The sequence below is a fragment of the Moorena producens 3L genome (genome assembly GCF_000211815.1).
In the GTDB taxonomy this organism is placed as follows: Bacteria; Cyanobacteriota; Cyanobacteriia; order Cyanobacteriales; family Coleofasciculaceae; genus Moorena; species Moorena producens.
This window is the reverse complement of sequence record NZ_GL890844.1, coordinates 1-11,068: the sequence shown is the minus strand read 5'-3', so window position 1 is coordinate 11,068 and position 11,068 is coordinate 1. Positions and strand designations below refer to the sequence as shown.

At 44.8% G+C, this 11,068-nt stretch carries 10 protein-coding genes, 1 tRNA gene and 1 pseudogene; 9 read left to right on the top strand and 3 right to left on the bottom strand.

Annotated elements, in window-relative coordinates; genetic code table 11:
- Positions 1–226: 226 nt before the first annotated feature.
- Both LYNGBM3L_RS09855 and LYNGBM3L_RS09850 read right to left on the bottom strand, forming a co-directional pair.
- Positions 227–300 (bottom strand) — tRNA-Pro (locus LYNGBM3L_RS09855).
- A 63-nt stretch (positions 301–363) separates the two neighbouring features.
- Positions 364–885 carry a GNAT family N-acetyltransferase gene (locus LYNGBM3L_RS09850; protein ID WP_008181937.1) on the bottom strand — a complete coding sequence of 174 codons (522 nt, stop codon included), beginning with the start codon at positions 883–885 and terminating at the stop codon, positions 364–366.
- A 705-nt stretch (positions 886–1,590) separates the two neighbouring features.
- On the opposite strand from LYNGBM3L_RS09850, the gene LYNGBM3L_RS09845 reads away from it, so the two are divergent.
- Positions 1,591–2,316, top strand: coding sequence for a hypothetical protein (locus tag LYNGBM3L_RS09845; protein ID WP_044492570.1), 726 nt, complete (start codon positions 1,591–1,593; stop codon positions 2,314–2,316).
- Positions 2,317–2,631: 315 nt separating this feature from the next.
- The gene (locus LYNGBM3L_RS09840; RefSeq protein WP_044492568.1) at positions 2,632–3,543 is read left to right on the top strand and encodes an alpha/beta fold hydrolase; all 912 of its coding nucleotides are present in this window, start codon (positions 2,632–2,634) and stop codon (positions 3,541–3,543) included.
- Positions 3,544–3,794: 251 nt separating this feature from the next.
- Here LYNGBM3L_RS09840 and LYNGBM3L_RS09835 read toward each other — a convergent pair whose 3' ends face one another.
- Positions 3,795–5,162 carry an FG-GAP and VCBS repeat-containing protein gene (locus LYNGBM3L_RS09835; RefSeq protein WP_008181932.1) on the bottom strand — a complete coding sequence of 456 codons (1,368 nt, stop codon included), beginning with the start codon at positions 5,160–5,162 and terminating at the stop codon, positions 3,795–3,797.
- A gap of 226 nt (positions 5,163–5,388) precedes the next feature.
- Between LYNGBM3L_RS09835 and LYNGBM3L_RS40280 the strand changes: the two genes are divergently transcribed.
- The 7 genes and pseudogenes from LYNGBM3L_RS40280 to LYNGBM3L_RS09805 form a co-directional block, all read left to right on the top strand.
- Positions 5,389–5,595 carry a hypothetical protein gene (locus LYNGBM3L_RS40280; protein ID WP_131826971.1) on the top strand — a complete coding sequence of 69 codons (207 nt, stop codon included), beginning with the start codon at positions 5,389–5,391 and terminating at the stop codon, positions 5,593–5,595.
- Positions 5,595–6,602 carry an RnfABCDGE type electron transport complex subunit D gene (locus LYNGBM3L_RS09825; protein ID WP_008181929.1) on the top strand — a complete coding sequence of 336 codons (1,008 nt, stop codon included), beginning with the start codon at positions 5,595–5,597 and terminating at the stop codon, positions 6,600–6,602. The genes LYNGBM3L_RS40280 and LYNGBM3L_RS09825 overlap by 1 nt, the downstream gene beginning before the upstream one ends.
- A gap of 75 nt (positions 6,603–6,677) precedes the next feature.
- Positions 6,678–8,060, top strand: a complete 1,383-nt coding sequence (locus tag LYNGBM3L_RS09820) for a DUF2330 domain-containing protein (RefSeq protein ID WP_008181927.1) — start codon at positions 6,678–6,680, stop codon at positions 8,058–8,060.
- 465 nt (positions 8,061–8,525) lie between these two features.
- Positions 8,526–8,831, top strand: a pseudogene (locus LYNGBM3L_RS09815) (ABC transporter permease subunit); the annotation flags it as partial.
- Positions 8,832–9,124: 293 nt separating this feature from the next.
- Entirely contained in the window at positions 9,125–10,150 is a 1,026-nt protein-coding gene (locus LYNGBM3L_RS09810; RefSeq protein WP_008181924.1) for a DUF6492 family protein, read from the top strand.
- Positions 10,151–10,165: 15 nt separating this feature from the next.
- Positions 10,166–10,318 carry a hypothetical protein gene (locus LYNGBM3L_RS43195; protein WP_154659738.1) on the top strand — a complete coding sequence of 51 codons (153 nt, stop codon included), beginning with the start codon at positions 10,166–10,168 and terminating at the stop codon, positions 10,316–10,318.
- 39 nt (positions 10,319–10,357) lie between these two features.
- On the top strand, positions 10,358–11,068 hold a 711-nt coding region (locus LYNGBM3L_RS09805), incomplete at its 3' end, for a hypothetical protein (RefSeq protein WP_008181923.1).

Here is an 11,068-nt window from a genome sequence, read left to right as displayed (position 1 = left end):
GCCTGTTACAACTAGAATACCCTGCTCACTGAGAGATCTGAACGCAACTTACTAACCTCTAGTAGAGGCAGAGATTAAATTCATTCTTGTCGATCATAGCTTGACGTGGCATGTTAACTTAGCTGATCAGCGGCGTTTCATGGCTCTGCACCTGACTATTATCAAGTTTCACTGACTTTACCCTGGTGTCTTGACTGATTAGACTTATTGATTGATCGATTTCCAATCGGGATGACAGGATTTGAACCTGCGACATCCTGCTCCCAAAGCAGGCGCGCTACCAAGCTGCGCTACATCCCGGATGCTACCTCTAAGCAGTATAACCAGTATAACTCACTTTTGGCATTTTGTGTGTACTCTAGATTAATCTGGATACCAAAACATGCCTTTAATACCTTCTGGGTCAGGCATAAATCCCATTTTACGGTAAAAACTTACCACTTGAGGATCGGCAAATAGGGTGATATTGCTAATATCTTGGCTGCGCAATTTTTTGATCATATATCTCATCAAAGCTTTACCTAGTCCCTTGGCTTGGAAATCTGGATGAACTACTACATCCCAGATTGTGGCATTGAAAGCATGATCAGAAGTGGCACGGGCAAAGCCAATTAAGCGCCTCGTGTTACCTCGCTGGTACCACATAGAAGTAACCAAAAAGCTATGCTGAATGGCTTTCTTAACTTTGCGCAGAGGACGCCGAGACCAACCAACAGCATCACAAAGTTCTTCCAATTCGTACAGGTCAATTTCCCGTGTTGTACTGAAAAATACCCGTGAGGTACCGTCGGTGCGATATTTGACACCTTCTACGGTATCTCCTTCAGATCGTGTTTGAGGCAAAGCAGTATCAGAACTGCTAAAGAAGCTTTTCCAAAAACCCATGCAGGTGTGACAGTGGCGTTATCATAATTGTGAGCTACTTGGACTGGTAATGGTCTTCTTTCCCTGACGGCTCAGACGTTCTGGGTCTCGGTCAACCAGAGCCAGACTTAAATGTTTTAAAAAACAGAAAGTGATATTTGATCTATATGGTTTTACTCCACCAGGAAAACTATCATACCCGACCTACCTTGATCTGAAACTAATTCTTTGTGCAAATGATAATACCACAATTAAGCCTCCTATCCAAATTCCCATCCTAGCATTCCCTCAAGGCTCGCGCTCTTTGAAGTTGCTTGGGTAAGATTCTCGCGTCGGAGGGGGCACAGCTGTTTCAGGCTAGGAAGGTACCGAAGGTGGGGAAGTTGGGGAAGATTAGTTAGACTAGGCTAATCAGCAGGATTGCTCAGAAATGAATCAGATCCGCCCTTGTTGTTGGCTGGGGGCTCCAACCCATATATATCAAGAAATCAAGCAAATCAAGGTGCGCTTTCCAATGGGCGAGTAAATCGCCCTTGGGTCGCACCTCAATGTTAAACTCTATCTATATATACATTTAAGGCTCTTTTATCAGTATTTTTGTAAGTCCCCCTAGAAGCTGACGGGGTTGTGTTAACTCAAAAAGCTTAGGTGCGCTTGACCTTGGCAAATTAAATTCGCCACGGGTCGCACCTTTTGATAAACAAGAATAGCCACCTACCCCTATCGATCACTGTGGGTTGGAAATCATCCCAACAAGAAATCCTGAAACGCTTCAACCGAGCGTTTCCTAAGTTCTATGAACAGTTTGTCAGTAGTGAGATCCAACTGCACAACCTCAAACTGGCTTACCGACTCTATAAAACCCAACATGCTGTAATTGAGATCAAACCGGAAGGCTCAAAAAGTGTCCTGCACTTTGCTTACCGCAATGAGTCTTTTCTGCTCAGTGACATTTTTGGCGTTCTGACTGCCTATGGACTGACTATCCACAGTCTCAGTCTTTATGGTCAAATTAGTCCCCCAATGCTGGTGTTTATGAAACTAGTGGTGTCTCGTGACCGGAAAGCGCTGACCTACAAAACCTCAGAAAATGTCTGCCGTGCCCTGAGGGAGGCTTTGGCAGGGCGCTTTGAGGTGGAACAAATGCTGGCAGTGGAATTTAATCTCGATGCTGGCTTGAAGCAGGTAGAAACAGAATTTTATGTAGACCCAGTGTTTCATCTACCAGCGCTGTTAATTGAGGCCAATAACCAACCTGGATTATTTTACAAAGTTATGTATGCCATCTGGCAAGAGGATTTACTGGTGGTCAATGCCAACTTGCTGGTGTGGCGGGGACGAACCCGACTGATTCTTTACCTACTAGGTCCTAACGGAAACTTGATTCCCGATTATTTAGGTCAAAAAATTGCTGAAAGCATTCGGAGGCGATTACTAGGTCAAGTGTTTTAGTTATCATTGGGTGACAAGCACAGGTGAGACCCGAAAGTGCGACCCAAGGGCGATTTACTCGCCCATTGGAAAGCCCACCAAAGCCAGAATTTAATTCTTAATGGGGAAAGCGCACCTAAGGACTTATGCCGCAAACCCAGTTTCTTAAGGTAATTACTACGATTTCAGCCTTTGATATATAACCAGAAACCGGGTTTTAAGGCTATTGGTGGCTAAGTCCGTCATCCTGCCTACTTTTCAAGTAAAGACAAACAAGATGTGATTAAAATCACTGACTAATTTCCTATCCTGTTAATTCTTCGATAAGATCAAGGTATGGCAAGCATTAACATCCTAGGAGTATCCCATACTTACGAATTAACACCTCCTACTCAATCATCCTGTCCTGTTCTGGTTTTCATCCACGGCTGGCTGTTAAGCCGTAGCTATTGGCAACCTCTAATTTATAGGTTGTCACAGCAGTATCAGTGTCTGATTTATGACCTGCGGGGATTCGGTGAATCCCAGTCCCAAATTCATAACACTCAAAGCTCAACATCGAACCGGGACTCGGAATCACCATTTCCTGAGACTGCTGCTTCATCCACTGACCGCTATAGCTTAGCTGCCTATGCTCAGGACTTGGGCATCCTGCTAGAAAAACTGGGAATCGAGCCGGCTTGGTTGGTTGGTCATTCCCTAGGGGGTAGCATTGCTCTATGGGGTGCCTATTTGCTGCCTCAGAGGATTCAAGGGGTAATCTGTCTTAATGCTGGTGGTGGGATTTATCTGAAAGAAGAATTTGAGCGGTTTCGGGTGGCTGGTCAGCAGTTGGTAAAACGGCGTCCCCGTTGGTTGTGTTATGTCCCTTTACTGGACTTACTGTTTACCAGGGCTCAGGTAGCGCGCCCTATTGCCCGGAAATGGGGACGTCAACGGGTTATTGATTTTGTTACTGCTAACGCAGAAGCTGCATTGAGAACCTTATTAGATTCTACCACAGAAGCGGAGGTGCATCGCTTACCTCAGGTAGTTTCCCGACTCAAACAACCTGTTTATTTCATTGCTGGTACTAAGGATAAGGTAATGGAACCCAAATATGTGCGCCATCTTGCTAGTTTTCACAGTCTCTTTCAATCCTGTGGGGACAATGTGATTGAAATTGCTGAATGTGGACATATGGCGATGGTTGAGAAACCAGAGACTATTGATGCTCAAATTCGTCAAATTTTGGCTAATTACAGTTAATTAAAATGGTTAATTAGAATGGGCGAGGCTCAAGCTAATAGAGAACTTTAGCCTCACCCCAGGCTGGGAATGATCGGGCGATCTAGCCGAGATTTGCTTAATGCATAACCTAGATAATTCGGCGTTGATGATTAATGGAATAATTGAGGGGAGTGGGGAATGGGGAATGGGTAACTGACCACTGATAAATGACCCGACTATACTTGATATCATTTCTTACTTCAGCAACGTCGAAAATTCAGAGGGAAGTGCTAGGCAAGTGCAGCACCAAACAGATCACCGGCTTCATTTGCTCCTAGACCTGCCTGATCCAGTCCTTGGCTAGGTACCAATCCGTTAGCGGAGCCATGAAAGATAAAGGCAAACCCGGACTTGGGATCAGACCCAGGAGCTTCACCAGGGGCTCCAACCCCTAGGTCGTCAAAACCGTCGCCGTTGAAGTCTCCCACTGCTAAGGATTCACCAAACCGATCACCAGCCTCATTGGCTCCCAGTCCTGCCTGACTCAGCCCTTGGCTGGCGACCAGTCCGTTCTGGGAACCATTAAACACAAAGGCAAACCCCGACTTGGGAGCCGACCCCGGGGCTTCACCAGGGGCACCAACTACTAAGTCGTCAAAACCGTCGCCGTTGAAGTCTCCCACTGCTAAGGATTCACCAAACCGATCACCAGCCTCATTGGCTCCCAGTCCTGCCTGACTCAGCCCTTGGCTGGCGACCAGTCCGTTCTGGGAACCATTAAACACAAAGGCAAACCCCGACTTGGGAGCCGACCCCGGGGCTTCACCAGGGGCACCAACTACTAAGTCGTCAAAACCGTCGCCGTTGAAGTCTCCCACTGCTAAGGATTCACCAAACCGATCATCAGCCTCATTGGCTCCCAGTCCTGCCTGACTCAGCCCTTGGCTGGCGACAAGTCCGTTCTGGGAACCATTAAACACAAAGGCAAACCCCGACTTGGGAGCCGACCCCGGGGCTTCACCAGGAGCCCCAACCACTAAGTCGTCAAAACCGTCACCGTTAAAGTCTCCCACTGCTAAGGATTCACCAAACCGATCATCAGCCTCATTGGCTCCAAGTCCTGCCTGATCCAGCCCTTGGCTGGCGACCAGTCCGTTCTGGGAACCATTAAACACAAAGGCAAACCCCGACTTGGGAGCCGACCCCGGGGCTTCACCAGGAGCCCCAACCACTAAGTCGTCAAAACCGTCGCCGTTGAAGTCTCCCACTGCTAAGGATTCACCAAACCGATCATCAGCCTCATTGGCTCCAAGTCCTGCCTGACTCAGCCCTTGGCTGGCAACCAGTCCGTTCTGGGAACCATTAAACACAAAGGCAAACCCGGATTTGGGAGCCGACCCCGGGGCTTCACCAGGGGCCCCAACCACTAAGTCGTCAAAACCGTCGCCGTTGAAGTCTCCCACTGCTAAGGATTCACCAAACCGATCACCAGCTTCATTAGCTCCGAGTCCTGCCTGACCCAGCCCTTGCCTGGCGACCAGTCCGTTCTGGGAACCATTAAACACAAAGGCAAACCCCGACTTGGGAGCCGACCCCGGGGCTTCACCAGGGGCACCTACTACTAAGTCGTCAAAACCGTCTTTGTTAAAATCTGCCATAATTATTTACCTACTTGGATTTGGTTTGAGCGCTTTCCCAATTCCCTCTGTAGACTTCTCAGACCCAGTTCAGGAGTTTATGCAGTCAGTTACGAAACTTTACATTGATTGGGTAGGCTATGATAATCACCAGCCAGAAACTCTCTGCTGATTGTTGGTCTAAATTAGCTTGCCCAAATCCAGTACCTGTGCAGAACCAGTCAAAAAGAGCATTTGCACAGTAGCGATGCAGCGCGGTCTTGGGGGTTTCCCCCATGAGCGACTGCATCAAGAATGGTGCGATCGCTCCCGTAGCCTGGTGTTGGTAGCGGGTAAACATTGCCTGATAGCTCTTGCAGTAGTCTTCGTAGAGTTAGCGTGTTTTTTTGTGTTAAACCTGATCCATAAAGAGCGCCCTGATTACTTTAACAGTCGGATCAGAATGCGTAGATAATGTGGCAACAAGACCCCCGAAACCATCAAATTCTGTTTCTCTCCATCTTCCTAGTCTTGGGCATCAGCACTCGGGACTGGACACTAAGACCAGACTTGATTCTAGTTGTAATCGCAAGCTGTCTACTAACTCAGTGGTTAGCAGCATTTCTTTGGTCAAACCCCAAACACAGATCCGCAATCAAAAACTCTGGGGAGCTTGGCCTCTCTTTCTTTGGCCTCCCTTTCCTTGGCCTCCCTTTGAGTTTTAATCCCAAACCCTATTTCCAAACTAGCCTTGAATGGTGCAAAATTCAAACCTTAGAAACAATTCTTAATCTGCTGACAAAAAAATCAAATTGCCCCCAGGATAATGATGCTACTTTCGCCAGTTCTCCCAAACCCCCTTCCCTAAAAAGTGCTATGATTACAGCCTTAAGCTTGAGTCTGCTGCTGCGTGCTGATAACTATAGCACTATGGTTTTAGCTGGCTCCCTAGGAATTTTGAGTAAATTTATTTTCCGAGTAGAGGGCAAGCATTTTTTTAATCCAGCCAATTTCGGAATTATTGCTGTTCTTATCCTAAGCAATGATGCTTGGGTTTCTCCCGGACAGTGGGGGGATGATGGTTGGTATGCTCTATTATTTGCTGGTACTGGCAGTATGGTGTTAAAACGGGTAGGACGATGGGATACAACGGCAGCGTTTTTGGGTGCTTATGCCGTTTTAGAAGGGATTAGAAATGTCTGGCTTGGCTGGAGTTGGGATGTATTTTGCCATCGCTTGATGAGTGGGTCTTTGTTACTATTTGCCCTATTTATGCTAACCGACCCTCGCTCAATCCCCAATGCACCGATTAGTCGATTGCTATGGGCGGTGTGTATTGCGTTACTCACTTTTATATTGCGCAATCAATTCTTCATGCCTACTGCTATTTTCTGGGCGTTGTTTGCCCTATCCCCTTTGACCGTAATTTTGGATTTTATTTGGTCATCTACAAGATTTTCCTGGCATGATAGTGAATCTTAGGTGCGCTTTCCGCATCTAATTATTAAATTCGCCACGGGTCGCACCTATTAAATGACGTGAATTAAGCTTATAAAAATGAAAATTATTCGGGTTATAAGTACTATTATTATAACGGTTTTAGTGAGTTTAGGGTTGGCTCAAAAAGCTTGGGGTTTTTGTGGGTTTTATGTGGCCAAAGCTGATACTAAACTATATAACCAGACGTCTCAAGTGGTAATTGCTCGGGATGGCGATCGCACTGTTTTAACCATGGCAAATGACTATCAAGGGGATGTTAAAGACTTTGCCATGGTTGTCCCAGTTCCTGTGGTGCTTCAGCGAGAACAGGTGAATGTAGGTGACCCTAAGATTATTGAAGGCCTCGATCAGTTTAGTGCACCTCGACTAGTGGAATATTTTGACCCAAACCCCTGTGCCGATAACCGAAGGTATCTCGAAAGTGCGCCAGCAGACCTAGGTCGTCCAGGTGGCACAAGGGGAGCGGATGCTTATGATCGTAGTTTAGGTGTCACGGTAGAGGAGCGCTTCTCAGTTGGAGAATATAACATTCTTATCCTCAGTGCTAAGGACTCTAGAGGTTTAGAAACCTGGCTCAGACGCAACGGTTACAAAATTCCACGGGGAGCAAATCGGTTATTGCGACCCTACATCCGCCAGAATATGAAATTTTTCGTTGCCAAAGTCAATCTGGAGGAATTTGACCCCCCCAATGTGAATCTGCACGAATTTGACCCCCCCAATGTGAATCTGCACGAATTTGACAAAACTGCCTACCAACGGTTGCGACCCCTCCAGATGGCTTACGAGTCTCCCCGATTTATGCTGCCCATTCGCTTAGGAATGATGAATGCTACGGGTGAGCAAGACCTGATTGTGTATGTGTTATCACCCCGAGGTCAGGCTGAAATTACAAACTACCGCACTGTGAAGATTCCTTCTAATACTGAAATTCCAGTATTTGTCAAAGCAGAGTTTGGTGATTTCTACACTGCTATGTTCCAAACTGCTTACGAGGGTGAAGGTAAAAAAGTGGCTTTTCTTGAATATGCTTGGGATATGGCTAGTTGTGACCCATGTTCAGCTAATCCCCTCAATCGGGAAGAACTCCGGAAATCAGGTGTCTTTTGGCTAAACTCAGGAAGAACCAATAGAAGACCCAATAATGTTTATATCACTCGCCTCCATGTTCGCTATACCCGTGATACGTTCCCAGAAGATTTGATGTTCCAGGAAACGTCAAACCGTGAATTGTTTCAGGGACGATATATCCTTCGTCATCCCTTTACTGGGAAGATGAGCTGTAGCGCAGGAGTTGACTATCAACAATCCTTAAATCGACGATTGAAACAGGAAGCTCAAACCTTAGCTGAGTTGACTGGATGGGATATTGATGAAATCCGCAATAAAATCGATTTTCCTGATGTTAAGCCTATTCCTTGGTGGAGACATCTTTGGTAAACCATGGAAATCGTTACTTGTGACTTGTTACTTGGTTACTTGTTTTACTTGTTATTTCTTACTTGACAAGTAACAAGTAACCTAGACTTAATGTAAAGCAATCTAAATTTTAACAAAGATATGTAACGCAATTATAGCGTTTCTCGCAGTTATGAGGTACACTAGTCTTTGAGACTGATTACCTTAAAACCCTCTTTACTATTGCCTTTTGCCTTTTGCCTTTTGCCTTAAAGGGATAAGCAATGTCGCTCATGAGTATGAGAACTGCTATATCATAAATTTGACGGGTTGAACCAGGGTAAGCTCATCTAAATTAGTATCAAAAACTACAGATAAAAGTTTTTTGACTGAAGTTACTCTGTTCATTTGTACTACTTTGAGACTCAAACTCCCTTAAGGTAAGCGATGTAGCAATTGAGTTTCCCAAAAGGGAATAGGTAATAACCAATTTAAATGCATATCAGCTTATTTATAGGACAAGTTTTACTGCCCTTATTTTTACCCAAAGGAATGCGACCGGATCGGGTATTACGGGCAATTGTAGGATTAACAATATTTAGTTCAGCTGATCTAGCAGAAAAGGTGCGGGGTGGAATCCAAGCCATACCGAGAGGTCAAGTAGAAGCTTCTAAAGCCCTAGGTTTGAATACCCCGTTCACTTTAGGATTGATTGTTTTACCTCAAGCTTTTAAAATATCGATTCCATCGATTGTCGGTCAGTTTATTAGTCTGTTTCAGGATACAACACTGTTGGCAATTGTGGGATTATTATAATTGAATTATTGAATGATTAATTATAAATTATGAATGGGGTTGAAGGCGACTTAAAGTCTAGCTTTAGCTAAGTTCTGCTCAACCAGTCGCAATAGCAGAGGTTCCACTGCTAGCCCATATGAATGATAAGTGATGAATGATCAATTCTGAATGGGGTTCTGAGGTACTTGTTCAGCTTAGATGTTAATAACGGCAAGAGACCTTAACATCCTAAACTAACACTGACTCCTTGCTCGATTAAGATGATATTTTTATTGTTGATAGTCTAGATAAATTCGGAGTTAAACGCTATGTCACAAGAAATCTTCGACTTTGTGATTCCTCTCTATCAGTTGCGCTGGAACACGCGGGGTGTGCTTGAGGGAATTACAACCCATTACAAACCTCGCAGTATCCATGTGATTTCACCTGAGCCAGAGGCGCGATCACTACAACAGGTGTCTCAGGGTTGGGAAGTGGCTCCCCTTTATACCCATTCTGAGGAAACCTTCTTTCAAAAGAGTGGTCTGACAAAAGACAGAATTTGTGCTGAACTGGAACTCGGGGAATCCCTTTATACTCCAGGCTGGTTCTATCAGCAACTCTTAAAACTGGGTGCTGGTGAGGGAATTGATGACTTAAGTGAATGGTATGTTGTCTGGGATAGTGACCTACTTCCGGTTGCGACTTGGCCGCTGATTTGTGAGGAGAACCAAACCCAACAGCATACGTTTGCCCTACTTCAGCACAATCAGTGGGGCAATGCGAGCATTGTCTCCACTTGGGCAGAATGGATTCGCTCGGTGTTGGGGGTTGAACCCCTAACAGACCCTGAAGGCACTTTTATTCCCCATCATATGTGGTTTAAACAAGAGCACCTTAAGTCCTTTAAGTGTCAGGTGAGCAACTACTTTCAATCGGATGACCATTGGTTGTTGCTGATGATGCGATCTGCGCTGAAATTTGGCACCTTTAGTGAATATTGGTCTTACGTTTCCTGGGTGGCAGCTCAAGCCCCAGATCATCTGGCTTTTCATCCCTATGAACGCTATGGGGCAACCACTGAACGGTTTTTTGATGATGGTACGGGTTTGTTTTCTGCGACATTACGGCGATATCAATCGACGGTATCCCAGCCGACTCAAGAAAGCTTTTCTCCGTCCTATACAGAGTTAGAATCCTTTATTCAAGCTGAGTATGGGTCAGATCCGCTGCCATCTTCTTTATCTTTTGAAAGTAGCCCTCGACATCTCAAAAAGAACAGAGAGAATATGCATATCGAAGAGTTGCGTTCTCGTTGGAATCCTCGCATGACTGAAGTCTCTAGCACACACTAAAGATTGGAAATCTAAATGGATTCGGGTTCATCTGGGATGGCAGCAGGTCACCTCCCGGTATATAGGACTCACCATGACCGAGACATCAACAAGTTTGGGAATCCCGCGCCAAAAGTGAAACGTTGGCGTCGGGAGGAGGTCAACAATGGTCTTCAAACAACCTGTTGACCGAAAAGTCGTTAGTTATTGTATGAAAACAATCGGTTTATGCCACTCCAAAGACTACAAAAATTGATTAAGCCTATTATCCAGGATATCGGCTATGAATTAACAATTCGTAACCGGATTAAACAGATTCCGATTATTCAAGAAATAGAACGTTTAAGGACAAGTGAACGCTATCAAAATCCTCAGGGTTTAATTGCTTTTGGTAGTAAGGTTTATTCCCAAAGTGATGAAGATGGCATTATTAGAGAAATCTTTAACAGGATTGGTGTCACGAATCAAATCTTTGTTGAATTTGGCATTGGCAATGGCTTAGAAAACAATACCCTTGCCCTGCTTTTTGATCATTGGCAAGGTCTATGGATCGATGCGTCGTCTAGTTCGGTAAATAAAATTAGAAAATATTTTCATAAAGTCATAGAAAATGGTCAGTTAAAAATCGTTGAATCCTTTATTACAAAAGAGAATATTAACGAATTAATTTCTGCCAATATAGATGCTGATGAAATCGATATATTATCAGTCGATATTGATGGTAATGACTATCATATTATTGATTCAATCACCTGTATAAGTCCCAGAGTGATTGTCGTTGAATATAATGCCAAGTTCACACCACCCATTTTATATTGTATGGACTATGATGCCACACACAGATGGGAAAAAGATGATTGTTTTGGGGCTTCATTGAAGTTTTTTGAGGTCAATCTAGATAAAAAAGGGTATTATCTTGTGGGCTGTAACTTATCGGGT

Bases quoted from the DNA above. Each gene is read 5' to 3' on its own strand.
- LYNGBM3L_RS40280 (WP_131826971.1), top strand. From the start codon at position 5,389: ATGCAGCGCGGTCTTGGGGGTTTCCCCCATGAGCGACTGCATCAAGAA.
- LYNGBM3L_RS09810 (WP_008181924.1), top strand. From the start codon at position 9,125: ATGTCACAAGAAATCTTCGACTTTGTGATTCCTCTCTATCAGTTGCGC.
- LYNGBM3L_RS09840 (WP_044492568.1), top strand. From the start codon at position 2,632: ATGGCAAGCATTAACATCCTAGGAGTATCCCATACTTACGAATTAACA.
- LYNGBM3L_RS43195 (WP_154659738.1), top strand. From the start codon at position 10,166: ATGGATTCGGGTTCATCTGGGATGGCAGCAGGTCACCTCCCGGTATAT.
- LYNGBM3L_RS09825 (WP_008181929.1), top strand. From the start codon at position 5,595: ATGTGGCAACAAGACCCCCGAAACCATCAAATTCTGTTTCTCTCCATC.
- LYNGBM3L_RS09820 (WP_008181927.1), top strand. From the start codon at position 6,678: ATGAAAATTATTCGGGTTATAAGTACTATTATTATAACGGTTTTAGTG.
- LYNGBM3L_RS09835 (WP_008181932.1), bottom strand. From the start codon at position 5,162: ATGGCAGATTTTAACAAAGACGGTTTTGACGACTTAGTAGTAGGTGCC.
- LYNGBM3L_RS09850 (WP_008181937.1), bottom strand. From the start codon at position 885: ATGGGTTTTTGGAAAAGCTTCTTTAGCAGTTCTGATACTGCTTTGCCT.